Origin of the sequence: Acrocarpospora phusangensis (assembly GCF_016862995.1) — a bacterium.
GTDB lineage: Bacteria > Actinomycetota > Actinomycetes > Streptosporangiales > Streptosporangiaceae > Acrocarpospora > Acrocarpospora phusangensis.
Genome location: NZ_BOOA01000075.1, coordinates 1 through 24,358, shown reverse-complemented (window position 1 = coordinate 24,358; position 24,358 = coordinate 1). Strand labels below are relative to the sequence as shown.

Sequence of the window (24,358 nt, the reverse complement as noted above, 5' to 3'; positions counted from 1 at the left end):
TCGTGGTGGGTCCCGCCCGGCCGGGTGGTCAGGTGAACGTGGTCAGGACCGTGCCGGCGCCCACGGTGTGGCCGCCCTCGCGGATGGCGAAGCCGAGGCCCGGCTCCAGGGCGACCGGCTTGCCCAGCTCCACGGTGACCTCGACCGTGTCGCCGGGAAGGGCCAGTTCGGTCCCGGTCAGGGCCATCTCGCCGGGGACGTCGGCGGTGCGGACGTAGAACTGCGGGCGGTAGCCGTCCGCGATCGCCGTCCGGCGTCCGCCTTCCGCGGCGGTCAGCAGGTACACGCGGGCCGTGAAGCGCCGGTGACCCCGCTGGCTGCCCGGCGCGGCCAGCACCTGCCCGCGCCGTACCTGGTCGCGACGGACGCCGCGGAGCAGGAGCGCCGCGTTGTCCCCGGCCTCGCCCCGGTCCATGGTCTTGCCGAACGTCTCGATCCCGGTGACCACGGCCGTGACGCCGTCCCGGAGCCCGATCGTCTCCAGGGTGTCGCCGAGCCGTACCGTGCCGCGCTCGATCGCGCCGGTGAGGACGGTGCCGCGCCCGGTGACGGTGAGCACGTTCTCGACCGGCATCAGGAACGGCACGTCCAGGTACCGGACCGGCACCGGCACGTGGTCGTCCACGGCCTGGAGCAGCGCCTCGACGGAGGCCGTCCACTCGGGGTCGCCGGCCAGCGCCCGCAGCCCGGACACGCGTACCATCGGCACGTCCCGGTAGCCGTGCTCGGCGAGCAGGTCCTGCAGCTCCAGCTCGACCAGGTCGGCCAGCTCGGGGTCCGCGCCGTCGGCCTTGTTGAGCGCGACGACCACGTGCTCGACCCCGACCCGGCGGGCGAGCAGCACGTGCTCCCGGGTCTGCGGCATGATCCCGTCGACGGCGGAGACCACCAGGATCGCGCCGTCCAGCTGCGCCGCCCCCGTGATCATGTTCTTCACGTAGTCGGCGTGTCCGGGCATGTCCACGTGCGCGTAGTGGCGGGTCGCCGTCTCGTACTCGACGTGGGAGATGTTGATGGTGATGCCGCGGAGGGTCTCCTCCGGGGTGCGGTCGATCCGGTCGAACGGCACGAAGCGCGCGCCGCCGCGCTCGCTGAGCACCTTGGTGATGGCGGCGGTCAGCGTCGTCTTGCCGTGGTCGACGTGCCCCATCGTGCCGATGTTGAGGTGCGGCTTGGACCGCACGAAGGCCTGCTTGGCCATGTCCCTTTTCCCTTTGATGCAGATTCCGTGTGACCCGCGAGGCTTCGACCCCTCCCCGCCGGGTCACCAGGACGCACGGGAAAGGGTCAGCGCTCGACGCCGTCGAATCGCAGGAGGACCTGCACCACGGCACACGCCGGCGCGCCCGCGAAGGCGGGCGTCACAAAGGCGGCGTACCGGAACATGCCCCAGATCATCCGGTACGCCCCTGAGCTTGGGCAACAGGTTTTCCGGGAACTTCCCCCTGAGCCTGGGTCGTTTTCCCAGCGAGCGGAGCGTAGAGGGGAAGCGCGATGGGCTGGCACTACCGCAAGTCAATCAAGATCGGACCGTTCCGGGTCAACCTCTCCCGGCACGGCGTCGGGCACAGTTTCGGCAACCGCAGGTTCCACGTCACCAGCACGCCCGACGGGCGGCGGCACGTCACGGTGCGCCTTCCCGGGGGTTTCCACCTGAGCAAGACCATCGGCAAGGCCCGCCGGAGGTACTATTACTGACTCGTCTCGCAATATGGGACGTTTTCTCTTGAAATGTAAGACGGCTGGTAGCCTCCGGCCATGAACGCATACACGCACGGCCATCACGAATCGGTGCTGCGATCCCACCGCTGGCGTACGGCGGAGAACTCGGCGGCGCACCTGCTGCCCCACCTCCGGCCGGAGATGTCCCTCCTGGACATCGGCTGCGGACCCGGGACGATCACCGTGGATCTGGCCGCGCGGGTGGGCCGGGTCACGGCCACCGAGATCGGCGAGGAGGAACTGGCCCTCGCCCGCGCCGAGGCAGCGGCCCAGGGCCAGGAGAACATCGACTTCACCGTGGCCGACGTGCACGATCTGCACTTCCCCGACGGAAGCTTCGACGTGGTGCACGCCCACCAGGTCCTGCAACACGTGGCCGACCCGGTACGGGCACTGCGCGAGATGCGCCGCGTCTGCCGCCCTGGGGGACTGGTCACCGCACGCGACAGCGACTTCGCCGGCTTCGCGTGGTTCCCCGAAGTACCCGAACTCGACGAATGGATGGCGCTCTACCAGAAACTCGCCAGAGCCAACGGCGGCGAACCGAACGCCGGCCGCCTCATGCTCTCCTGGGCACATCAGGCGGGCTTCCAGCAGGTGACCGCGACCTCATCCACCTGGTGCTTCGCCACCCCCGAGGAACGCTCCTGGTGGGGCGGCCTCTGGGCCGACCGCATGCGCGTCTCCGCCATCGCCCGCCAGGCCCTCTCCTCCGGCGCCGCCACCCCCGCCGACCTCGACCGCATCGCCGCGGGCTGGCACACCTGGGCGGCTTCGCCCGACGGCTGGTTCTCCGTCCTCCACGCCGAAATCCTCTGCACGGCCTGACTCCGGACATAGCGGTCACGCCTTCTCCAGAAGGAGCCTCAACAGAACGGACCGGATATCTTTGGCGCCGGTGCGGCGAGAAGTGTCACCTGCGTTGACGGCGCCGAACGGTGAGAACCCCAGTGTCTTCTGAAGGGTCCGGGGATGCCGGGCGGCGAAGGGGGCGAAGGATCGCCGGCCGGCATCCCGTTGTCACTCCCGTGCGGAGTCCCCCGGCCTATGCCCCTGACCGGAGGATTGCGGAGACCGCACCGGATTGACGTTCATCGCGCGCCCAACCTCGCCTCTCCCGTGTACACGTTCATGGAGCTCCCGCGGACGAACCCGAGCAGCGTGAGCCCGGATTCGGCCGCGAGTTCCACGGCGAGCGAGGAGGGAGCGGAGACGGCGGCGAGCACCGGAATGCCCGCCATGACCGCTTTCTGGACCAGTTCGAAGGAGGCGCGCCCGGAGACCATCAGCGCCGTCGAGCTCAGGGGCAGCATGCCCTCCCGGAGCGCCCACCCCACGAGCTTGTCGACCGCGTTGTGCCGCCCGACGTCCTCCCGGACGCAGAGCGGATTGCCCCCGGGAGTGAACAGACCGGCCGCGTGCAGCCCGCCGGTCCGATCGAACACCCGCTGCGCGGCGCGCAGGCGATCCGGCAGTTCGGAGATCACCGAAGGATCCATCCGCACCGGATCTCCGGCCACCTCCCAGCGCGCGACCGTACGCACCGCGTCCAGGGACGCCTTCCCGCAGACCCCGCACGACGACGTCGTGTAGAAGTTGCGTTCCAGCGAGGTGGCCAGCGGCTTCACCCAGGGCGAGAGCCGTACGTCCAGGACGTTGTAGGTGTTGCGCCCGTCCTCGGTCGCGCCCGCGCAGTACCGGATGGACTCGATGTCCTGGGCGGATCCGACGGCTCCCTCGCTGACCAGGAACCCGGCCGCCAGGTCGAAGTCGTCGCCGGGCGTGCGCATCGTGATGGTCAGCGGGTTGCCGTTGAGCCTGATCTCCAGGGGCTCCTCGGCCGCCAGCACGTCCATCCTGCGGCTCTCGCCGGTCTCCCGCAGACGCAGGATCCGGCGCTGGACGGTGACCCTACCCATCGGCGGACGCTCCCACGTTCTGCACGTGCTGGAAGCCGAACCGCCCCTTGATGCAGAGGTTCCCGTGGGTCACCGGGTTGTCGTGCGGCGAGGTCACCTTGACGATCCGGTTCTCCTGGACGTGCAGGGTCAGGTTGCAGCCGACCCCGCAGTAGCTGCAGATCGTGGTGGTCTGCGTCTGCTCGTCCTCGTTCCAGGTGCCGGCCGCGCGCATGTCGAACTCGGTCTTGAACGACAGCGCCCCGGTCGGGCACACCTCCACACAGTTCCCGCAGTACACGCAGGCGGAGTCGGTGAGCGGCGCGTCGAACTCGGTGGAGATCGTCGCGTCGAAGCCGCGCCCGGAGACGGCGATGGCGAAGGAGTTCTGCCACTGGTCCCCGCAGGCGTCCACGCACTTGTAGCAGAGGATGCATTTGGAGTAGTCGCGGACATACAGCTCGTTGTCCACCTTGGCCGGTTGGGCGACGGTCGCGGCGTCGGGGCCGAACCGGTCCGGGTCGGCGCCGTACTCGTCGATCCACTCGGCGGCCCGCGGTGTGGTGGACATGTCGACCGACGACGCCAGCAGCTCGAGGACGACCTTGCGGCTGTGCCTGGCCCGTTCGGTCTCGGTGCCCACCACCATGCCGGGCTCCGCCTTGCGCGAGCAGGCGGGCGCCAGCGTCCGGGCCCCCTCGACTTCGACCACGCAGACCCGGCAGGCGTTCTTGGGGGTCAGCGTGTCGCCGTAGCAGAGCGTCGGAATGTCCTTCCCGGCCGCGGCGCACGCGTCCAGGATCGTGTCGCCCTCCGGAACCCGTACGGCCTCGCCGTCGACGGTGATCTCGACGAGCCGCCGCGGGGGGCGGAGCGGAACGGTCATGATGCCTCCTCGGCGAAGACTCCCAGCCGGTCGATGGCCGATTCGACGGCGTTCCACGCGGTCTGGCCGAGCCCGCAGATGGACGCGTCCCGCATCGCCTGCCCGACCTCGCGCAGCAGCACGAGATCCCCGGCGGACCGCCGTTTCGTCAGCCGGTGCAGCGCCTCCTCCTGCCGGACCGTCCCGACCCGGCACGGGACGCACTGCCCGCACGACTCGTCGCGGAAGAACTCGGCGATGCGCAGCAGGAACGGCGGCAGCTCCACCGTGTCGTCCAGCACCAGGATCACGCCGGAGCCGAGCGTGGCCCCGGCGGCACGGGTGCCCTCGAAGGTGAGCGGGATGTCCAGTTCGTCGCCGCGGACGAAGGCTCCGGCCGCGCCGCCGAGCAGGACCGCGCGGAGGGCGCCCGTCGCCCCGCCCGCGAGGGCGAGCAGGTCGCCGAGGGTCGCCCCGAACGGCAGCTCGTAGAGGCCGGGACGCTGGACCGTCCCCGACACGCAGAACAGTTTCGTCCCGGTCGAGCCGCCCGTGCCGACCGCCGCGTACGCCGCGGCCCCCTGCTCCAGGATCGGGAGCACGTTGACGAGCGTCTCGACGTTGTTGACCACCGTCGGCTTGCCGAACAGGCCCTTCTCCACCGGGAACGGCGGCTTGCTGCGCGGCTCGCCCCGATACCCCTCGATCGAGTTGAAGATCGCGGTTTCCTCGCCGCAGATGTACGCCCCCGCCCCGCGCCTGATCTCGATGTCGAACGCGAAGCCCTGCCCGAGGATGTCCTCCCCGAGCAGGCCGCGCGCCCGCGCGGTGGCGATCGCGTGCTCCAGCCGCCGGGTCGCCCGGGGGTACTCGCCCCGGATGTAGAGGTATCCGCGCGCGCAGCCGGTCGCGTAACCGGCGACGGTCATGGCCTCGACCAGCGCGTACGGGTCGCCTTCCATGACGACGCGGTCTTTGAACGTGCCGGGCTCGCTCTCGTCCGCGTTGCAGACGAGGTAGTGCGGCCGGTCGAACTGGCGCGCGGTGGCCTCCCACTTCCGCCCGGTCGGGAACGCGGCCCCGCCCCGCCCGACCAGGCCGGCCTCCAGCACCTCCCGGATGACCCCGCCGGGGCCGAGCTCGAAGGCCCGGCGCAGGGCGGCGTAACCGCCGGTGGCCCGGTAGTCGTCCAGGCTCGCCGGATCGACGACGCCGACCCGCCGCAGCAGCACCAGCCGGGGATCCCCGGCCTGCGGGACGGCCGCCCGGACCGGATCGTCGCCGAACACGCCGGGCACATCCGGGGTGTCCTCTTCCGGAGAGATCCAGTCGAAGGAGGAGGGGTCGGAGAAGTCGGCGTCGCCGTACACGGTGGCGGTGGGGTGCTCACCCGCCTGCAGGGCGAGCGCGGCGGGAGCCCGCTCGCACACGCCCAGGCACGGGCTCGGCTGCCACGAGGTCCCCGCCGGTCCGAGCTGGGCTTCGACGTCCCGCCGGACCTTGTCCGCGCCGCGCGCCTGGCAGGCCAGGTCGGTGCAGACGTGCAGGACCCGCGGCGGCCGGGGCTCGACGGACAACAACGAATAGAACGTGGCCACCGAGTACGCCTCGGCGGGCGGCACGCCCAACCGGCGGCAGATGTAGTCGAGCGCGCCCTCGCTGATCCAGCCCACCCGGTCGTTCACCGCGTGCAGGGCCGGCAGTAACTGGTCGCGCCGCTCCTCGGCGGGCGCGGCGGCGAACCGGAGATCGTCCTCGGTCCGGGCGCCGCCCTCCCAGCCCGTCTCCGGCTCACCGAGAAGCGCGTCCACGGCGGCGCGCTCCTCGGCGGTCGGCTCCGCGTCACGGAAGCGCAGGTCCATGCGCCCGTCACCCGGCCTTCGCGGTGACGAGCCGGTCGATCCTGACCGCGGCGGCCTTGAACTCGGCCGTGCCCGCGATCGGGCAGGTCGCCTCGATGGTCAGCGCGTTGGTGTCGACCTCGTCGGGGAAGTGCATGGTCATGAAGACCAGGCCGGGGCGCAGGCCCGGATCGATGTGGACCGGCGCGACCACCGTGCCGCGCCGCGAGGTGATCCGCACCTCCTCACCGGCGGCCACGCCCAGCCGCGCCGCGTCCTCGGGGGAGACCTCGATGTTCTCCCCCCGCCGCAGCGGCGAGGCGAACCCGGAGGACTGCACCCCGGTGTTGTAGGAGTCCAGCCGCCTGCCGGTGGTGAGCCGCAGGGGATATTCCTCGTCGAGCAGGTCCACTGGCGGCGAGTGCCTCAGCACCGCGAACGGCGCGAGCCGCCCGCGTTTGGCCGGGTCGGTCTCCCAGAGCCGCCCGTGCAGGAACGGCGGTTCGAGCGAGTCCTCCGACGGGCACGGCCACTGGATGCCCTGCAGGTCGGCCAGGCGCTGGTAGGTCATGCCCGCGTGCGCGGGGGAGAGGCTGCGGACCTCGTCCCACACCTCCTCGGCGCTCCCGTACGCCCAGTCGTGGCCGAGCCGGCGGGCCAGCTCGCACAGGATCCAGATGTCGTCGCGGGCCTCGCCCGGCGGGACGAGCGCCTTGCGGACCCGCTGCACCCGGCGCTCGCTGTTGGTGAAGGTGCCGTCGCTCTCGCACCAGGCCGCCCCGGCGGGCAGCACCACGTCGGCCATCTGCGCCGTCTTGGTGAGGAAGATGTCCTGCACCACCAGGTGGTCGAGCATGCTCAGCCGCTTGATGCAGCTCAGCGAGTCGGCCTCCGACTGCACGGGGTTCTCCCCGATGAGGTAGCAGGTGGTGATCTCTCCCTCGGCCATGCCCTCCAGCATCTCGGTCAGATTCCGCCCGTACCGCGGCTGGATGGGCGTCTGCCAGGCCGCCTCGAAACGGGCCCGGATCTCCGGGTCCAGGATGTCCTGGAAACCGGGCAGCCGGTTGGGGATGGCGCCCATGTCGCCGCCGCCCTGCACGTTGTTCTGCCCGCGCAGCGGCGAGAGCCCGGACCCGTAGCGGCCGACATGGCCGGTCAGCAGGGACAGGTTGATCAGCGCCCGGACGTTGTCGGTGGCGTTGTGGTGCTCGGTGATGCCCAGCGTCCAGCAGAGCTGGGCCCGGTCTGCCGTCGCGTACGCGTGCGCGAGCTCGCGGATCGCGGCGGCCGGCACGCCGGTGACCTGCTCGGCCACGGTCAGCGTCCACGGCTCCACGGAGGCCGCGAATTCCTCGAAGCCCTCGGTGGCCCGCTCGATGAACACCGTGTTGTGCAGCCCGGCGTGGATGATCTCCCGGGCCACCGCGTGGGCCAGCGGGATGTCGGTGCCCACGTTCAGCCCCAGCCAGCGGTCCGCCCACTCGGCCGTCCCGGTCCGCCGCGGGTCCACGGCGAACATCCGGGCCCCCTTGCGGATGCCCTTCAACACATGCTGGAAGAAGATCGGATGGGCGTTCCGCGCCGCGGAGCCCCACATGAGGATGACGTCGGCGTCCTCCACCTCCTGATAGGAGGAGGTGCCGCCGCCGCTGCCGAACGCCGCCGAGAGGCCGGCGACGCTCGGCGCGTGACAGGTGCGGTTGCACGAGTCCACATTGTTGGTGCCCATCACCACCCGGGTGAACTTCTGGCCCACATAGTTCATCTCGTTGGTGGAGCGGGCGCACGACAACATGGCGAACGCGTCGGGACCATGCGCGGCCACATTGCGCCGGAAGCCCTCGGCGGCCCGGTCGAGCGCCTCCTCCCAGGTCGCCCGGCGGAGCTCGCCGTTCTCCCTGACCAGGGGATGGGTCAGCCGTTCGTAGTGTTGCTCGGCACGGTTCCTCTTCTTCATGGCCCAATCCCTTCCAGAATTGTTCGCAGCGAAGATTGTATACAGCCTACGGTATTCTCGGTCACGCCGAAGGCACAAGCCTGACCTGCTCGTCCAGCAGGTCGGTGACCGCGTGCACCGCGCGCAGGGTCGGCACCGAGGCGCCGGTCAGATCCGCCAGCTCCACCACGGCGGCCAGCAGCACGTCGAGTTCGAGGGGTTTGCCCTTCTCCAGGTCCTGCAGCGTCGAGGTCTTGTGCTCCCCGGCCCGCTCGGCCCCGGCCAGCCGGCGTTCGATGGAGATGCGCGGATCGCAGCCGACCCGCCGGGCCACCTCGACCGTTTCGCGCATCATCGTCACGACGACCTCGCGCGTGCTGCGGTGCCGGCAGATGCCCGCCATGGTGGCCCGGGTCAGCGCGCTGATCGGGTTGAAGGCGACGTTGCCCATCAGCTTCACCCAGATGTCGTGCCGCAGGTCGGCCTCGACCGGGCATTTCAGGTCGCCCGCGATCATGGCCTCGCTCAGCTCGACGCAGCGCGGCGACAGCTCGCCGCTGGGCTCCCCGATGGAGAACCGGGTGCCCTCCAGGTGGCGGATCACGCCGGGCTCCTCGATCTCCGTCGCCGCGTAGACCACGCATCCGATGGCCCGCTCCAGCGGCAGCGCGGCCGTGACCGCCCCGCCCGGGTCCACACTCTCGATCCGATACCCCTCGTACGGCCCCGCGAGCCGGTGGAAGTACCACCACGGGATGCCGTTCTGGGCGGCGACGATGGACGTCCTCTCGTGCAGCAGTGGCTTGATCATCTCTCCGGCCGCGGCGTAGGAGTTGGCCTTCAGACCCAGGAAGACATGGTCGACCGGTCCTATTTCGCGGGGATCGTCGGTGGTGTACGGATGGGCGGTGAAGTCCCCGCGCGGGCTGAGCACGCGCACGCCGGACCTCCGCATGACCGCGAGGTGCTCCCCGCGGGCGATGAGATGCACCTCGACGCCGGCGCGATGCAGGGCGGCCCCCACATACGCGCCGATGGCGCCGGCGCCAAGAACAGCGACCTTCACAAGCAAGCTCCGTTCTCGCGTCGACCGTGCATTCGGTATACAGTATGGAAAGTTTTGAGGTCAAGGAGTCGCCATGACTGTCGTGTCCGGCGTCCGGCCCGTGCGCGCCGACGTGCCCTGGGACCGGGCGCGCCGCGTCGCCTACCGCGCCGCCGCCCCGCTCCCCGCCGCCGACCTGCCCTTTTCGGGGGCGTACGGGGCGCGCCTGGCCGAACCGCTGCGCGCCCTGATCCCGCTGCCGCGCGACGACGTGGCCGCGATGGACGGCTACGCCGTGGCCGGCCGGCCGCCGTGGCGGGTGGTGGGCCGGGTGCTGGCGGGCGGCTCGCCGTACGGGGGGACGTTGCGGTCCGGCACCGCCGTGGAGATCGGCACGGGGGCTCCGGTCCCGGTGGGCGCCGAGGCGGTGCTGCCGTACGAGGCGTCCACCGGCGTGGACGGCGTGGTGTTCGGCGAGATCGAGCCGGGACGGCACATCCGGCGGCGGGGTGAGGACTGCGCGAGGGGCGAGCCCCTGCTGGCCGCGGGCACCCTGGTCACGCCGGTCGTGCTCGGGCTCGCCGCCGCGCTCGGCCATGATCTCCTGCGGGTCCGGCCGCGCCCGGTGGCGGAGGTCCTGGTCACCGGGGACGAGGTGGTGCGCGCGGGGGTTCCCGGTCCCGGCCGGGTGCGGGACGCCGTCGGCCCGATGCTGCCCGGCCTGATCGCGTGGGCGGGCGGGGAGGCGCTGCCGTCCCGCTACCTGCCCGACGGGGAGCGCGTGCTGGCCAGGGCCCTCGACGACGGCGCCGGTGACGTGGTGGTCGTGTGCGGGGCATCCTCGCGCGGGCCGGCCGATCATCTGCGGGACGTGCTGGCGGCGGCCGGGGCGACGGTCCTGGTCGACGGCGTCGCGGTCCGTCCCGGGCATCCGCAGCTGCTGGCCAGGCTCCCCGACGGGCGGCTGCTGGTCGGCCTGCCCGGCAATCCGTTCGCGGCGCTGGCGGCGGCGCTGACGCTGCTGGCGCCGGTGCTGCGCGCGCTGGGCGGGCGCGCCGAGGCGGTGGGGGAGCACTCCGCGCTGGCCGTGCCCGTGGCCGCGCATCCCGCCGACACCCGGCTGGTGGCGGTCCGGCGGTCGGCGCGCGGCGCCGTGCCGACCGGCCACGACCGGCCGGGATCCCTGCGCGGCCCGGCGCTGGCCGACGCGCTGGCCGTGCTCCCGCCCGGCTGGGCCGGCGGCCCGGTCGAGCTGCTGGCCCTGCCGGTGGAGCCCGGTCCGAGCGAGTAGGCCGAAACCTCTGGACATCCCAGGGACAGGAGGGTAACCATGGTCCTCATACGGTATGCAGTATGGCGTAGACATGAAGCACAACGTCTCCCGGAAGGACGACACAGATGACGGAGCCAGTGGCGCAGGCAGCGGACGCGCCGGAAACGATCTCCGGCGGCCACCTGGTGGCGAAGGCCCTGAAGGCGGAGGGGATCGACGTGATCTTCACGCTCTGCGGCGGCCACATCATCGACATCTACGACGGCTGCGTGGACGAGGGCATCGAGGTCATCGACGTCCGGCACGAGCAGGTGGCCGCGCACGCCGCTGACGGCTACGCGCGGATCACCGGGAAACCCGGGTGCGCGGTGGTCACGGCCGGGCCCGGCACGACCGACGCGGTGACCGGTGTGGCCAACGCTTTCCGCGCGGAGAGCCCGATGCTGCTCATCGGCGGCCAGGGCGCCCTCAGCCAGCACAAGATGGGCTCGCTGCAGGACCTGCCGCACGTGGACATGATGACCCCCATCACCAAGTTCGCGGCCACGGTCCCGGGCACGGAACGGGTGGCCGACATCGTGTCGATGGCGTTCCGTGAGTGCTACCACGGCGCGCCGGGGCCGTCTTTCCTGGAGATCCCGCGGGACGTGCTGGACGCGTCGGTGCCCGTGGCCAAGGCCAGGATTCCGGAGGCCGGGCGGTATCGGGCGTCCACCCGGCAGGCCGGCGACCCCGCGGCCATCGAGCGCCTGGCCGACCTGCTCGTGCACTCCGAGAAGCCGTGCGTGCTGCTGGGCAGCCAGGTGTGGACGTGCCGGGCCACCGACGACGCGATCGACTTCGTGCGGGCGCTCAACGTCCCGGCGTACATGAACGGATCCGGGCGCGGCACGCTGCCGCCCGGCGACCCGCACCACTTCCAGCTGTCGCGGCGCTACGCGTTCACCGAGGCCGACCTGATCATCATCGTCGGCACGCCGTTCGACTTCCGGATGGGATACGGCAAGCGCCTGTCCAAGTCCGCCACCGTGGTGCAGATCGACCTCGACTACCGCACGGTCGGCAAGAACCGCGACATCGACCTGGGCATCGTCGGCGACGCCGGGCTCATCCTGTCCGCCGCCGCGCAGGCCGCCTCCGGACGGGTGGACAACGGCGCGGCCCGCCGCAAGGAATGGCTGGAGGAGCTGCGCGCGGTCGAGACCAAGGCGTACCAGAGCCGACTGCCCCGCCAGCTCTCCGACGCCCAGCCCATCGACCCCTACCGCCTGGTCCACGAGATCAACGAGTTCCTCACCGAGGACACCATCTACATCGGCGACGGCGGCGACATCGTCACCTTCTCCGGGCAGGTCGTGCAGCCCAAGTCGCCCGGCCACTGGATGGACCCGGGCCCGCTGGGCACCCTCGGCGTCGGCGTCGCGTTCGCCATGGCCGCCAAGTACGCGCGCCCCGACAAGGAGGTGCTCTGCCTCTTCGGCGACGGCGCCTTCAGCCTCACCGGGTGGGACTTCGAGACCATGGTCCGCTTCGACCTGCCGTTCATCGGCGTCATCGGCAACAACTCCTCGATGAACCAGATCCGCTACGGCCAGGCCGCCAAGTACGGCGACGCCCGCGGCCGGGTCGGCAACACCCTCGGCGACGTGCGCTACGACGAGTTCGCCCGGATGCTGGGCGGCCACGGCGAGGAGGTCAGGGACCCGGCGGAGATCCGGCCCGCGCTGGAGCGCGCCCGCGAGTCCGGCAAGCCCGCGCTGATCAACGTATGGGTCGATCCGGATGTGTACGCCCCCGGAACCATGAACCAGACGATGTACAAGTAACGGAGGACCGGCATGGGAAAGGCTCTGGAGGGCGTCCGCGTCCTCGACATGACCCACGTGCAGTCCGGCCCGTCCTGCACCCAGCTGCTCGGCTGGCTCGGCGCCGACGTCGTCAAGCTGGAGGCCCCCAGCGGCGACATCACCCGGCAGCAGCTGCGTGACGTGCCTGGCGTCGACAGCCTCTACTTCACGATGCTCAACTGCAACAAGCGCAGCATCACCCTCAACATGAAGAGCGCGCGCGGCAAGGAGCTGTTCACCGGCCTGGTCAAGGAGGCCGACATCCTGGTCGAGAACTTCGGCCCCGGCGCCGTCGACCGGATGGGCTTCACCTGGGAGCGCCTGCAGGAGCTCAACCCCCGCCTGGTGTACGCGTCGATCAAGGGCTTCGGCCCGGGACGCTACGCGGACTTCAAGGCGTACGAGGTGATCGCCCAGGCGATGGGCGGATCGATGTCCACCACCGGTTTCGAGGACGGCCCGCCGCTGGCCACCGGCGCCCAGATCGGCGACTCCGGCACCGGCGTGCACGCCGTGGCCGGCATCCTGGCCGCCCTCTACCAGCGCGGGCAGACCGGCCGCGGCCAGCGGGTCCAGGTGGCCATGCAGCACGCGGTGCTCAACCTGTGCCGGGTCAAGCTGCGCGACCAGCAGCGGCTGGCGCACGGCCCGCTCCGGGAGTACCCGAACGAGATGTTCGGCACGGAGGTGCCCCGGTCGGGCAACGCCTCCGGCGGCGGCCAGCCCGGCTGGGCGGTGCGCTGCTCGCCCGGCGGGCCGAACGACTACATCTACGTCATCGTGCAGCCGGTGGGCTGGCGCCCGCTGTCGGCGATCATCGGCCGCCCGGAGCTGGCGGAGGACCCCGAGTGGGCCACCCCGGAGGCGCGGCTGCCCAAGCTCGACAAGATGTTCCAGCTCATCGAGGAGTGGAGCATCCAGCACGACAAGTGGACGGTGCTGGACCGGCTGAACGCGCAGAACATCCCGTGCGGGCCGATCCTGTCCACCCGTGAGCTCGTCGAGGACGAGTCGCTGCGCGCCGAGGGCGCGGTCGTCACCGTCGAGCACCCCGAGCGCGGGTCCTTCGTCACCGTCGGCAGCCCGCTCCACCTCTCCGACTCCCCGGTCGAGGTGACCACGCCGCCCCTGCTCGGCGAGCACAACCAGGAGATCTACGCCGGGCTCGGCGTCACCCCAGAAGAGCTGGCCCAGCTCAAGAGAGACGGAGTTGTCTGAGATGTCGAACGAGGTTGGAGAGATCCTCGAAAAGGCCAAGGCCGAGGGCCGGCTGGCGCTGACCGCCCCCGAGGGCAAGCGCATCTGCGACGCGTACGGGATCGCCACCCCCGGTGAGGGCGTGGCCACCTCCGCCGAGCAGGCCGCCGCCCTGGCCGGGGAGATCGGCTTCCCGGTCGTATTGAAGATCGTCTCCCCGGACATCCTGCACAAGACCGAGGCGGGCGGCGTGCTCGTCGGCCTGGCCACCCCCGACGCGGTCCGGTCCGGCTACGACCAGATCATGGCCGCGGCCCGGGCGTACGATGCGGACGCCGTCATCGACGGCGTGCAGGTCCAGCAGATGGTCGGCGGCGGCCACGAGGTGATCATCGGTGCGGTGACCGATCCCACCTTCGGCAAAGTCGTGGCCTTCGGTCTGGGCGGCGTCCTGGTTGAGGTCCTTAAGGATGTGACCTTCCGACTTGCCCCAGTTTCGGGTGATGATGCACTCGGGATGCTGGATGACATCAAAGCGGCGGAAGTGCTGCGCGGGGCGCGGGGGGCCGAGCCGGCCGACCGCGACGCGCTCGCTGCCATGATCGAGCGTGTCGCCGCCCTGGTGGCCGACCATCCCGAGATCGCCGAGGTCGACCTCAACCCGGTCTTCGCCGGGCCGGACGGGGCGGTCGCCGCCGACGTGCGGATCCTGCTCGCCGCCGAGACCCCCGAGCAGCCGGCGCGGCTGACCCGGGAGGAGATCCTCGCCTCGATGAACCGCATCTTCAAGCCGCGCGCGGTGGCCGTCATCGGCGCCTCCGCGGAGACCGGGAAGATCGGCAACTCGGTGATGCGGAACCTCATCAACGGCGGCTACCGGGGCCGGATCTACCCGATCAACCCGAAGGCCACCGAGATCCTCGGGCTGCCCGCCTACCCGAACCTGGCGGCCGTGCCCGGCGAGGTCGACGTGGCCGTGTTCGCCATCCCCGCCCAATTCGTGCCCGGGGCCCTGGAGGACGCGGGCAACAAGGGGGTGGCCGGGGCCATCATGATCCCGTCCGGGTTCGCGGAGACCGGCAACGTCGAGGGCCAGCAGGAGATCGTCGAGATCGCCCGCAGGCACGGGGTGCGCATGCTCGGCCCCAACATCTACGGGTACTACTACACGCCGGAGAACCTCTGCGCGACCTTCTGCACGCCGTACGACGTGCGCGGCAGTGTGGCGCTGACCTCGCAGAGCGGCGGCATCGGGATGGCCATCTTAGGCTTCAGCCGGAGCACCAGGATGGGCGTGTCCGCGATCGTCGGCGTCGGCAACAAGGCCGACGTGGACGAGGACGATCTGCTCACCTTCTTCGAGCAGGACGACAACACCCGCCTCGTCGCCATGCACCTGGAGGACCTCAAGGACGGGCGCGGCTTCGTCGAGGCCGCCCGCCGCATGGTGAAGAACAAGCCGGTGGTCGTGCTCAAGGCTGGCCGGACCGCCATGGGCGCCCGCGCCGCCGGGTCCCACACCGGCGCGCTCGCCGGCGACGACAAGGTATACGACGACATCCTGCGCCAGGCCGGCGTGGTCCGTGCCCCCGGACTGAACGAGATGCTGGAGTACGCGCGCGCCCTTCCGCTCATGCCCACGCCCAAGGGTGAGAACGTCGTCATCATCACCGGCGCCGGCGGCTCGGGAGTGCTGCTCTCCGACGCGTGCGTGGACAACGGGCTCACCCTGATGGAGATCCCGCCCGACCTGGACGAGGCGTTCCGCGCGTACATCCCGCCGTTCGGGGCGGCCGGCAATCCGATCGACATCACGGGCGGCGAGCCGCCCAGCACCTATGAGAACACCCTCAGGCTCGGCCTGACCGACCCCCGGATCCACGCCCTGGTGCTCGGCTACTGGCACACCATCGTCACCCCGCCGATGGTCTTCGCCGAGCTGGTCTCCAAGGTCGTGGCCGAGGAGCGGGCCAGGGGCAACGAGAAGCCGGTCGTGGCGTCGCTGGCCGGTGACGTCGAAGTCGAGGAGGCGTGCGAATACCTCTTCGACCACGGTGTCATCGCCTATCCGTACACCACGGAAAGGCCGGTGGCGGTGCTCGGCGCGAAATACCGCTGGGCCCGGGCGGCCGGCTTACTGAGCGGCTGACCAGGCGAGGGGGGCCGCACCAAGCGAGGGGGCGAATCGGGGACAGGCGGGATCAACCAAACTCCCGAGGAGGTCCATACGTGGACACGTCAAGAACACCGGCGACCGAGCACACGGCTGCCCCAGCGGATCAAGAAGAACGAGTATGGCGGGCGGGCAAGCTGGAGCCGATGCCCATCCGCACGCTGCCCGACGCGCCCCCGTCGGTGCACATCCTCGGGCCCACCGTGTTCCTCGTCGCGCTCGGCGTGGGCATGGGCGAGTCCTACATGTGGCCCCGGCTGGTCCTGCTCTTCGGGCCGGAGATCAGATGGCTGTTCCTCATCGGCGTCACCCTCCAGGCCGTCGTCATGCTGGAGATGGCGCGGTACGCGATGGCCACCGGAGAGAGCATCTTCTTCGGCGCGGCCCGGGTCTTCAAGCCGCTGATGTGGTTCTTCTTCGTCGTCGCCATCCTGGTCTACATCTGGCCAGGCCACCTGTCGGCGGGCGCGGCGGCGTTCGAGGAGATAACAGGAATCCCATGGACGGTCACGGCCGTGGTCGGATTACTTTTAGTCGGGGTGGTCTTCAGCCTCGCCAAGGTGATCTACAGCTTCCTGGAGAGCGTGCTCTCGATCCTGATCGGCACGCTCGTGGTGAGCACCGCGGTCGTGGCGGCCATGGTCGGCACCTGGAGCGACGTGGTGAACACCATCACGGGCATGTTCTCCTTCGGCTACCTGCCGTCCGAGGCCATGTCGGCGGCCTGGTTCCCGGTCATCGTCGGCTCCATCGCCTTCGCCGGCCCGTCGGGCATGCAGCAGATGTGGTACACGCTGCACCTGCGCGACTCCGGCGCCGGCATGGGCTCGCACATCCCGCAGATCCGCGGACTCCGGCACGCCGGTGAGGAAGAGGCCATGCCGTCGCGCGGCTTCATGTTCGACACCGAGAACCCGGAGGAGATGCGCAAGTGGAAGGGCTGGCGGCGCTGGGTCACCTTCGACGCGCTGCTGCTCTTCTGGGGCATCACGATGCTCGTGACGATCTCGTTCACCGTGATCGCCCAGGCCGCGGCCAGGAACACCCCCGGCGTCAAGGACGTCATCGAGAACGGCGAGCGGGAGGCTGCGCTCAACGCCATGGCGGACTCCTTCGCCTCGGCGGGCAGCTCCGTCCTGGGCGTCGTCTTCCTCGGCTTCATCGCCCTGATCGGCATGAACGCCACCCTCGGCCTGTTCGACTCCTTCTCCCGCGGCCAGGCCGACATGACCTACCACTTCGTACGCGGCGCCAAGCGGCTGCGCATGTCGCACCTCTACGCCGCGTTCCTGTGGGGCGTCATCGCCTTCGGCATCCTCATCCTGCTGTTCGGCCCCGCCGACGGGCCCAGCGGCATCCTCGACACGCTGGCGTTCCTGTCCACGTTCGCGATGGGCGCGTACTGCGTGACGCTGCTGCTGGTGAACAACCGGATGCTGCCCAAACCCATCCGGCCCAAGATCTGGACGAACTTGATCATCGGCTTCGGCGCGGTGTTCTACCTCGGCATGCTGCTCTACAGCCTGTTCGCGTTCGGCGTGGTAGTGGGCTGACATGGCGCCTGGACGATCATTCGGACGACACTACGCGGAACTCGCGCTCCCGGGGCTGTCGATCGGAGTCGTCGCCGGCGCCATGGCCGGTGGGCTGACCCTCCTCGCGGGGCAGTCCACCGGCTGGGCCGCCGTCTCGGCGCTCGCCCTCGCCCTCCCGCTCGGCCTCCTCGGCGGGGCGTACGGCACGCTGCTCGGGCCCCGCTTGTTCGGCGGCAGGTTCAGCGGCCTGTTCCGGCCGGGCGTCTTCGCGCCGGCCGGCGTCTTCTGGCTCATCTCCTTCCCCCTGGCCCGGCTGTTCCAGGAGACGGTCGCCGGCCTCGTCCTGCACGGGCAGGTGTACCTGTCCGGCGGCGTGGGCGGCTTCCTCGCCTACCAGGCCATGGTCAGCCTCGGCTTCGCGATCGGCTTCCTCTGGCTGCACGAGCGCTTCATGCCGCAGTGGCTGATGCGGGTGGCCCCCCACAACCCCGAAGCGGCCCTGCTGCTCCGGCGGTACGTGGAACACGCCGCGACCCTGTCACGCGCCCGTGACCGGCGGCGGGCCAAGACGAAGAAAGGGGTTCGATGAACCTGCCCACCTGGGTGTGGCTCGTCACGATCGGCGCGTTCGCCCTCGTGCTGGCCTTCGACTTTTTTCTGGTCGCGCGCAACCCGCGCGAGCCGTCCTTTCGCGAATGCACGTGGTGGGTGCTCTTCTACGTGGGACTCGCGGCGGCGTTCGGCGGCGGGTTGCTGCTCCTGGCCGGGCCCGCCCGAGGCGGCGAGTTCTTCGCCGGCTGGATCACCGAGTACTCGCTCAGCATGGACAACCTGTTCGTCTTCCTCCTGATCATGAGCCGCTTCTCGGTGCCCCGGGAGTACCGGCAGAAGGTGCTGCTGATCGGCATCGTGATCGCGCTGGTCATGCGCGGCATCTTCATCGCGGCCGGCGCCGAGGCCGTGGCCAGGTTCGACTGGCTGTTCTACGTGTTCGGCGCGTTCCTGGTCTACACGGCGTGGAAGCTCATCGGACATGAGGAGGAGGAAGCCGAGTTCTCCGAGAACGTCGCCATCCGTGCCGTACGGCGGGTGCTGCCCGCCACGGACGTCTACCACGGGGCGAAACTCACGGTTCAGGTCGCGGGCCGGCGGCTGGTCACGCCGATGCTCATCGTCATGGTGGCCATCGGGACGACGGACCTGCTGTTCGCCCTGGACTCGATTCCGGCGATCTTCGGATTGACCCGGGAGCCGTACCTGGTGTTCACGGCCAACGTGTTCGCGCTGATGGGCCTGCGCCAGTTGTTCTTCCTGATCGGAGGGCTGCTGGATCGGCTGGTCTACCTCAGCAAGGGCCTGTCGATCGTGCTCGCCTTCATCGGCGTCAAACTCATCCTGGAAGCCCTCAACCACGACGGCGTCTCCTGGGCGCCGGAGGTGCCGATCGCGGTATCCCTGGGCGTCATCGTCGGCACCCTCGCCCTGACCACGATCGCCAGCCTCGTCAAGTCCCGCTCCGACGCCCGTCGCGCGGCGGCCACCCCTCCCCGCGAACCCGCCGAAGTCGACACCTGACCCCTTTCCGCACACCCACCCCTGGCGGGCGGCCCTCACCCGGACCGCCCGCCAGCCCGCATCCCCACCCACGTACGGGCGACTGGCAGCCGACGAGGCCATCCGCGCCAGGAGTTCCCCGTCTCAGCTCTTTAAAGATCAAGCTAATAGCGCCTAGTGCGGTGACCACGAACCTTGGCCGGGTCGAAGTGGCTCCGCGATCTCAAGAATCGCGGCGCCCCGAGCCGGTGAACGTCACTGGACACCGCACTAGCCGAATGGGCCGATCTCTCTTGGCGCTGGTGTGGCGAGAGGCGGCACCGGCGTAAACGGCGCCGGATAACGGTGAGAACCCCGGCGTCTGGTCCATTCACCACTCCGCGGGCGAAGTTACGACCCTCTCGCGCTCTGTGGCTCCAGGAATGGCAGGAACCGTCTCGCGCGGATCATTTCATGGGGAATAGATGAGAAGCCGCGCGCGGAACGCCCTTCGCGCGGGAATGGATGTGATGCGTCTCGGAATTTTCGGGCGGAGTGGAGGTCTCGGCTACGCGCAATGTGGACCCGGCGCCGAGCGGATCCCTATGGAGGGGTTCTCGATCGCCGGAGTCCCAATTGCGGACTTCTGCGTTCAGGGCGACAGCGGGATGGACCGCACGACAGACGGCCGGTTCTTCTCTGCGTTGGTCGTGCGAGAAGGACAGACAGGCGACCGGCATCGGCCGCGGGGTGCGGCTGATGTGAGTGTTCGGAGGCGAGTCCCTGGTGGCCGGGTGCCCTGGGCTGGGTCGCAGACGGAGCCGGTCCTGGCGGGACGGTCGCCGGGGGAGCCGGTTGGGGGTCGCGCGCGGTGGCCGCGGCGGGCGTTGGTCCGGCTCTGACCCTGCTGTTTCGTGCTGCTCTGTAGTGCCCTGTGGTGCTCCGTGCTGTTCCGTGTGCTCTGTCGTGCTGTGCGGAGTGCCATCTCCGCGTGTGCTGGATCAGCGTGGATGGGCTGGTCCGGGGATGGGCGGCCGGTCTAGCGGGAGTGGTGCTCGCCGGAACGATCGGCCGGGGTGGTGGCGGGGTGTTCGGCGGCCCAGCGGCGCAGGTGCCGCTCGGCCTCGTGGGCGGAGTAGTAGTTGCGCATCGCGGTCGCCAGCCCCAGGCCGATCGGCCTGCCGTCGGCGGTGCCGGTTCTGGGTCTGTCGCGGAGGCCGCGGAGCCGGTTCAGAAACGCCTTCATGGAGGTCACCTCCTTTCGGTTTCATCCTCTACCCGGCGTGTTTCAAGGAAACGGGCGGCCGATGAAAGTCGTGTCAACTGTTGGCCGCGGCGCGCGGACGGCGCCGCCGGACCGGAGTGGAGACGCTCTCCTCGCCCTGGCCGGCCCGCTGCTCCAGGTAGGAGTGCCGGGTGTGCTCGGTGTGGCGGCGCATGATCTCGCCCGCCAGGTCCTCGTCGCCGTCCGCGATCGCGTCGATGAGCGCGGTGTGCTCCTCCCAGGACGCCCGCCCACGCTGGCGCGCGACCGGCGTGTGGTACCACCGGACCCGCCGCGCGACCTGGGCGGTCAGCTCGGCCAGGACCTGGTTGCCGGAAAGCGCCGTCACCGCGGCGTGCAGCTCGGAGTTGGCGGCCACGGCGCCGTCCACGTCGTCGGCCTCGAACGCGGCCAGGCCGCGGGCGCACAACATGCGCAGGTGGGCCACGCCGGGCTCGTCGGAGTTGCGGGCGGCCAGGCGGGCCGACTCGGTCTCCAGCAGCGTGCGCACGGCCAGCAGCTGGTCGGCCTCGGCGACCGTGGGGGCGTGCACGAACGCGCCGTGACCAGGCCGAAGGTCCACCCATCCCTCCCCGCTCAGCAGCTGGAGCGCCTCGCGGACGGGCTGGCGCGAAACCCCCAGGATGTCGGCCAGCTCGTTCTCGACCAGATGCTGGCCGGGCTCCAGATTTCCGACGATGATGAGCTCGAGAATCGCTTCGAACACACTTTCCCTGAGCGTCGTGGGCCGGGTGATTTTCGCAGTGGCTCCCTGGTTCGCGAGCATCTTTCTCAACTCCAGAATGGGCGGCATATCGCCGAAAAGTCTGACGTCTAAATGTTTGTCGTCGACTGCCTACAGCATACATTCTTGTCAGTGCACTCTGAGGTGAGATCGATCACAGCGCGCTGCTGGGGAGGGTCGCGGGCAATCCGGGCCTGCGCAGCAGCCCGCAAAAACCCACCGCCGCGATCGCCATAGCGGCCGCGACGAGGAACGCCGCGACGATGTCCGCCGATCCCCAGATTGCCAGTCCGACTCCCGCGGATCCGGCGACGGCCTTCGCGGAGTAGACCACCCCGTGAATGCCGGACATGCGCTCATCACCGAAATATTCACGCACCAGCGACGCGATCAGCGGATAGCACGCCCCACTCCCGAGCCCCGCCAGAACCACCCCGACCAGAGCCAGAACCCCCGCCCCGACCCCGATGCCCGTTCCGCCCCCCAAGCCCGCCGCGGCCTCGATCCCCGCCCCGAGCCCGGCCGCGCCGGCCTCGAAATCCGTGCCGGCGTGCAACCCCGTGCCGGCTCCGATTCTTGCCGCGGCCTCGACGCCTGTGCCGACGCTGATCTCGGTCGCGTGTGACCCGGTGATGGACATCGCTTCCGCGGACGCCGTGATGCCGGTGCCGGCGGAAGAGGCGAGCCAAGCCGCGGGCTGGGTCGCCCAGGCTGCCCCGGTCCGGGCTGTCAGTGCGGCCAAGGCCAGGAGGGCCTGCCCCGCGCCCAGGGACAGGAGCACGAGTGAGAGCACCCGGGGCCGGCCGAACCGCTCCGCGAGCAGGACCGCACCCGACCGTCCCGCGCCGTTGAGCAGCAGCAAGAGGGCGATGAGCCCGGCGACGACCGGGGCTCCGGCGTCGAGTGTGACCGCCAGGGCGATGACGTTGAAGATCCCGATCGCCCCCGCGACCACCAGGATCGACGCCAGGACCGCCAGGCAGCGGGTCCGGGCCGCCTCGCCGAGCGAGAACTGGCGCGCCGCCCGGGGCTGTCGGTGCAGAACCGACCGGTCCAGCGCCCAGGCACAAGGATCCACCTCCGGCGGCCACCACAACGACGGCGGGGTACGCACCAGCGAGGCCGCCGCGGCCGTCACGGCCACGGCCACCCCGGCCGCGACCAGGAACGCCGGGCCGACCAGCTCGTGGTCCAGGCCGACAGCCACGGCCAGCGGAATCGTCCCGTACGCGAAGGCGCCGGTCACGAGGCTGACGCGGATGGCCGGGCGGTCCGGATACCAGCGGGCGACCGTCTGGGTGCAGGCGCCGTACACCAGGCCGGCGCCGATGCCGCCGAGCAGGCCGTACCCGACGATCAGGATGGGGAGGGCCGTGGGGGAGCCGGGCAGGCTGGGGGAGGGGCCGGTCGCGGCGGCGACGGTGAGCAGGGCCGCACCGGACAGGAGCGCGCCGAGACGGAGCGCGGAGCCGGCCTGGAGGCGGCCGCGCGACAGCAGGATCGCGGTGGCGAGGGCCGCGAGCGCCTGGCAGGCCAGCCACACCGCGAGCGGGACGAGGGAGGCCGCCAGCGGCAGGCCCTGGGCCTCGGCGAGGCGCGGGGCCACGGCGGCGTAGCCGTACTGCATGGGGGCGATGGCGGCCATGGCCGCCCAGGCCGCCCCCAGCATCCACGAGCGGGGACGGGGGAGCAGTTCGGTGGCGGAGGGGCCGACGAGGTAGATCCTGCCGCGCCAGTCACGGACCTCGATTGCATTCTGCATACTGTATGGGATATCCCAGGTACCGTTCCGCTGTCCAGGGCTGGACGAGTCAGATGCCATACGGTATACCGTCTACAGGAACCGGTTGAGGAGGGCCCGATGGATCTGTACGAGCATCAGGCGAAGGAGCTGTTCGCCCGGCACGGAGTCCCGATTCCCGGGGGTGCGGTGGCGACCACGCCGGAGGAGGCCGGTGCCATCGCGGCGGAGCTGGCCATGCCGGTGGTCGTGAAGGCGCAGGTCAAGGTCGGCGGGCGGGGGAAGGCGGGCGGCATCAAGGTCGCGCCGGGCCCGGCCACGGCCGAGGAGGAGGCGCGCGCGATCCTCGGAATGGACATCAAAGGCCATATCGCCCGCAGTGTGCTGGTCGAACCGGCCACCGTGCTGTTAGAGGAGTACTACGCGGCGTTCCTCGTCGACCGCGCGAACGGCGCCTTCCTCGCGATGGCCTCCGCCCAGGGCGGCATGGACATCGAGGAGGTCGCGGCCACCAGTCCGGAGGCCCTGCTGCGGCTCCCCATCGACCCGCTCACCGGCGTGGACCAGCGGACCGCGCGGCTGATCGCCGAGGGGGCCGGGCTGCCCGAGGAGGTCCGGAAGGAGATCGCCGACGTCCTGGTCCGGCTCTGGCGGGTCATGGTCGAGGAGGACGCGGTCCTCGTCGAGGTCAACCCCCTCGCGCGTACGGCCGACGGCCGCGTGATCGCCCTGGACGGCAAGGTCACCCTCGACGAGAACGCCGCCTTCCGGCACGCCGCCCCGGACGCGGAAGCGGTGGAAGGCGACGATCTGGAGAGCCGGGCCAAGGCCAAGGGGCTCAACTACGTGAAGCTCGACGGCGAGGTCGGCGTGATCGGCAACGGCGCCGGGCTGGTGATGAGCACGCTCGACGTGGTCGCCCAGGCGGGGGCCAGGCCCGCGAACTTCCTCGACATCGGCGGCGGCGCGTCCGCCCAGGTCATGGCCGACGGGCTGGGGATCATCCTGTCCGACCCTGACGTCAAGTCGGTCCTGGTCAACGTCTTCGGCGGGATCACCGCCTGCGACGCGGTGGCGGACGGGATCGTCGCGGCGCTCGACTCGCTCGGGGAGCGCGGCCACGGGCACCCCATCGTCGTCCGGCTGGACGGCAACAACGCGGAGGCGGGCCGGCTGATCCTCAGCCAGGCCGCGCATCCCTCCGTCCGGCAGGTCCCGACCATGGACGGCGCCGCGGAAGAGGCGGCCCGGCTGGCCCGTTCGGCTGCGTGAGGAGCGGTAACGATGGCGATCTTCCTGACCAAAGACAGCAGAGTGCTCGTGCAGGGCATGACCGGCGCCGAGGGAAGCCGGCACACGGCGCGCATGGTGGCCGCGGGGACCACGGTGGTGGCGGGGGTGACCCCGGGCAAGGGCGGCTCCAGCCACAACGGCATTCCGGTCTTCTCCGGCGTGGGCGAGGCGATGGAGGCGACGGGCGCGGACGTCTCGGTGGTCTTCGTACCGCCCAGGTTCGCCAAGAACGCCGTGCTGGAGGCGGTGGAGGCCGGCATCGGGCTCTGCGTCGTCATCACGGAGGGCATCCCCGTGCACGACTCGCTGACGTTCCTGGCCCGGGCGCGCGCGTCCGGCCGTACCCGGATCATCGGGCCCAACTGCCCCGGGCTGATCACTCCCGGTTTCTCGAACGCGGGCATCATCCCGGCCGACATCACCACACCGGGCCGGATCGGCCTGGTC

At 70.7% G+C, this 24,358-nt stretch carries 20 protein-coding genes; 11 read left to right on the top strand and 9 right to left on the bottom strand.

Features of this window, described 5'->3' with window-relative positions; all coding sequences use genetic code 11:
• Positions 1–28 precede the first annotated feature (28 nt).
• Positions 29–1,201: an elongation factor Tu gene (tuf, locus tag Aph01nite_RS32470; protein ID WP_204044864.1), complete on the bottom strand. Its 1,173-nt coding sequence runs from the start codon at positions 1,199–1,201 to the stop codon at positions 29–31.
• A 293-nt stretch (positions 1,202–1,494) separates the two neighbouring features.
• Here tuf and Aph01nite_RS32465 point away from each other — a divergent pair, with 293 nt between their 5' ends.
• Together Aph01nite_RS32465 and Aph01nite_RS32460 are read left to right on the top strand one after the other, a co-directional pair.
• The gene (locus tag Aph01nite_RS32465) at positions 1,495–1,698 is read left to right on the top strand and encodes a DUF4236 domain-containing protein (RefSeq protein WP_204044863.1); all 204 of its coding nucleotides are present in this window, start codon (positions 1,495–1,497) and stop codon (positions 1,696–1,698) included.
• Between the two features lie 60 nt (positions 1,699–1,758).
• A complete protein-coding gene (locus Aph01nite_RS32460; RefSeq protein WP_204044862.1) occupies positions 1,759–2,550 on the top strand; it encodes a class I SAM-dependent methyltransferase in 792 nt (263 codons plus the stop codon).
• Between the two features lie 263 nt (positions 2,551–2,813).
• Here the strand turns inward: Aph01nite_RS32460 and fdhD are convergent, their stop codons facing one another.
• From fdhD to Aph01nite_RS32435, 5 genes are all read right to left on the bottom strand, one after another.
• Positions 2,814–3,641, bottom strand: a complete 828-nt coding sequence (gene fdhD / locus Aph01nite_RS32455; protein ID WP_204044861.1) for a formate dehydrogenase accessory sulfurtransferase FdhD — start codon at positions 3,639–3,641, stop codon at positions 2,814–2,816.
• Entirely contained in the window at positions 3,634–4,506 is an 873-nt protein-coding gene (locus Aph01nite_RS32450) for a 2Fe-2S iron-sulfur cluster-binding protein (protein WP_204044860.1), read from the bottom strand. The genes fdhD and Aph01nite_RS32450 overlap by 8 nt, the downstream gene beginning before the upstream one ends.
• Positions 4,503–6,347, bottom strand: a complete 1,845-nt coding sequence (locus Aph01nite_RS32445) for an NAD(P)H-dependent oxidoreductase subunit E (RefSeq protein WP_204044859.1) — start codon at positions 6,345–6,347, stop codon at positions 4,503–4,505. The genes Aph01nite_RS32450 and Aph01nite_RS32445 overlap by 4 nt, the downstream gene beginning before the upstream one ends.
• Before the next feature lie 7 nt (positions 6,348–6,354).
• Positions 6,355–8,286: a molybdopterin oxidoreductase family protein gene (locus tag Aph01nite_RS32440; RefSeq protein WP_204044858.1), complete on the bottom strand. Its 1,932-nt coding sequence runs from the start codon at positions 8,284–8,286 to the stop codon at positions 6,355–6,357.
• 61 nt (positions 8,287–8,347) lie between these two features.
• Positions 8,348–9,331 carry a 2-dehydropantoate 2-reductase gene (locus Aph01nite_RS32435; RefSeq protein WP_204044857.1) on the bottom strand — a complete coding sequence of 328 codons (984 nt, stop codon included), beginning with the start codon at positions 9,329–9,331 and terminating at the stop codon, positions 8,348–8,350.
• 73 nt (positions 9,332–9,404) lie between these two features.
• On the opposite strand from Aph01nite_RS32435, the gene Aph01nite_RS32430 reads away from it, so the two are divergent.
• From Aph01nite_RS32430 to Aph01nite_RS32400, 7 genes are all read left to right on the top strand, one after another.
• A complete protein-coding gene (locus tag Aph01nite_RS32430) occupies positions 9,405–10,601 on the top strand; it encodes a molybdopterin molybdotransferase MoeA (RefSeq protein ID WP_204044856.1) in 1,197 nt (398 codons plus the stop codon).
• 107 nt (positions 10,602–10,708) lie between these two features.
• A complete protein-coding gene (locus tag Aph01nite_RS32425; protein ID WP_204044855.1) occupies positions 10,709–12,409 on the top strand; it encodes a thiamine pyrophosphate-binding protein in 1,701 nt (566 codons plus the stop codon).
• A gap of 12 nt (positions 12,410–12,421) precedes the next feature.
• On the top strand, positions 12,422–13,648 hold the full coding sequence (frc, locus tag Aph01nite_RS32420; RefSeq protein ID WP_204044854.1) for a formyl-CoA transferase: 1,227 nt from the start codon (positions 12,422–12,424) through the stop codon (positions 13,646–13,648).
• Position 13,649: 1 nt separating this feature from the next.
• Positions 13,650–15,776, top strand: a complete 2,127-nt coding sequence (locus Aph01nite_RS32415; RefSeq protein ID WP_204044853.1) for an acetate--CoA ligase family protein — start codon at positions 13,650–13,652, stop codon at positions 15,774–15,776.
• A gap of 170 nt (positions 15,777–15,946) precedes the next feature.
• Positions 15,947–17,353, top strand: coding sequence for an Nramp family divalent metal transporter (locus Aph01nite_RS32410; protein WP_239162145.1), 1,407 nt, complete (start codon positions 15,947–15,949; stop codon positions 17,351–17,353).
• Position 17,354: 1 nt separating this feature from the next.
• Positions 17,355–17,924: a hypothetical protein gene (locus Aph01nite_RS32405; RefSeq protein ID WP_204044852.1), complete on the top strand. Its 570-nt coding sequence runs from the start codon at positions 17,355–17,357 to the stop codon at positions 17,922–17,924.
• Positions 17,921–18,910, top strand: a complete 990-nt coding sequence (locus tag Aph01nite_RS32400) for a TerC family protein (protein ID WP_204044851.1) — start codon at positions 17,921–17,923, stop codon at positions 18,908–18,910. Before Aph01nite_RS32405 ends, Aph01nite_RS32400 begins: the two co-directional genes overlap by 4 nt.
• Before the next feature lie 997 nt (positions 18,911–19,907).
• Here Aph01nite_RS32400 and Aph01nite_RS32395 read toward each other — a convergent pair.
• From Aph01nite_RS32395 to Aph01nite_RS32385, 3 genes are all read right to left on the bottom strand, one after another.
• The gene (locus Aph01nite_RS32395) at positions 19,908–20,114 is read right to left on the bottom strand and encodes a hypothetical protein (protein ID WP_204044850.1); all 207 of its coding nucleotides are present in this window, start codon (positions 20,112–20,114) and stop codon (positions 19,908–19,910) included.
• A gap of 73 nt (positions 20,115–20,187) precedes the next feature.
• Entirely contained in the window at positions 20,188–20,919 is a 732-nt protein-coding gene (locus Aph01nite_RS32390) for a GntR family transcriptional regulator (protein WP_204044849.1), read from the bottom strand.
• Between the two features lie 112 nt (positions 20,920–21,031).
• Complete coding sequence (locus Aph01nite_RS32385) at positions 21,032–22,639, bottom strand: MFS transporter (RefSeq protein ID WP_204044848.1); 1,608 nt, start codon at positions 22,637–22,639, stop codon at positions 21,032–21,034.
• Between the two features lie 99 nt (positions 22,640–22,738).
• Between Aph01nite_RS32385 and sucC the strand changes: the two genes are divergently transcribed.
• The gene (sucC, locus tag Aph01nite_RS32380) at positions 22,739–23,890 is read left to right on the top strand and encodes an ADP-forming succinate--CoA ligase subunit beta (RefSeq protein WP_204044847.1); all 1,152 of its coding nucleotides are present in this window, start codon (positions 22,739–22,741) and stop codon (positions 23,888–23,890) included.
• A 12-nt stretch (positions 23,891–23,902) separates the two neighbouring features.
• Positions 23,903–24,358, top strand: a 456-nt coding sequence (locus Aph01nite_RS32375) for a CoA-binding protein (protein ID WP_204044846.1), incomplete at its 3' end; no start/stop codon positions are given.

Coding starts and splice junctions, on each gene's coding strand:
- tuf (WP_204044864.1), bottom strand. CDS start 1,201: ATGGCCAAGCAGGCCTTCGTGCGGTCCAAGCCGCACCTCAACATCGGC.
- Aph01nite_RS32465 (WP_204044863.1), top strand. CDS start 1,495: ATGGGCTGGCACTACCGCAAGTCAATCAAGATCGGACCGTTCCGGGTC.
- Aph01nite_RS32460 (WP_204044862.1), top strand. CDS start 1,759: ATGAACGCATACACGCACGGCCATCACGAATCGGTGCTGCGATCCCAC.
- fdhD (WP_204044861.1), bottom strand. CDS start 3,641: ATGGGTAGGGTCACCGTCCAGCGCCGGATCCTGCGTCTGCGGGAGACC.
- Aph01nite_RS32450 (WP_204044860.1), bottom strand. CDS start 4,506: ATGACCGTTCCGCTCCGCCCCCCGCGGCGGCTCGTCGAGATCACCGTC.
- Aph01nite_RS32445 (WP_204044859.1), bottom strand. CDS start 6,347: ATGGACCTGCGCTTCCGTGACGCGGAGCCGACCGCCGAGGAGCGCGCC.
- Aph01nite_RS32440 (WP_204044858.1), bottom strand. CDS start 8,286: ATGAAGAAGAGGAACCGTGCCGAGCAACACTACGAACGGCTGACCCAT.
- Aph01nite_RS32430 (WP_204044856.1), top strand. CDS start 9,405: ATGACTGTCGTGTCCGGCGTCCGGCCCGTGCGCGCCGACGTGCCCTGG.
- Aph01nite_RS32425 (WP_204044855.1), top strand. CDS start 10,709: ATGACGGAGCCAGTGGCGCAGGCAGCGGACGCGCCGGAAACGATCTCC.
- frc (WP_204044854.1), top strand. CDS start 12,422: ATGGGAAAGGCTCTGGAGGGCGTCCGCGTCCTCGACATGACCCACGTG.
- Aph01nite_RS32415 (WP_204044853.1), top strand. CDS start 13,650: ATGTCGAACGAGGTTGGAGAGATCCTCGAAAAGGCCAAGGCCGAGGGC.
- Aph01nite_RS32410 (WP_239162145.1), top strand. CDS start 15,947: ATGCCCATCCGCACGCTGCCCGACGCGCCCCCGTCGGTGCACATCCTC.
- Aph01nite_RS32405 (WP_204044852.1), top strand. CDS start 17,355: ATGGCGCCTGGACGATCATTCGGACGACACTACGCGGAACTCGCGCTC.
- Aph01nite_RS32400 (WP_204044851.1), top strand. CDS start 17,921: ATGAACCTGCCCACCTGGGTGTGGCTCGTCACGATCGGCGCGTTCGCC.
- Aph01nite_RS32395 (WP_204044850.1), bottom strand. CDS start 20,114: ATGAAGGCGTTTCTGAACCGGCTCCGCGGCCTCCGCGACAGACCCAGA.
- Aph01nite_RS32390 (WP_204044849.1), bottom strand. CDS start 20,919: ATGCTCGCGAACCAGGGAGCCACTGCGAAAATCACCCGGCCCACGACG.
- Aph01nite_RS32385 (WP_204044848.1), bottom strand. CDS start 22,639: ATGCAGAATGCAATCGAGGTCCGTGACTGGCGCGGCAGGATCTACCTC.
- sucC (WP_204044847.1), top strand. CDS start 22,739: ATGGATCTGTACGAGCATCAGGCGAAGGAGCTGTTCGCCCGGCACGGA.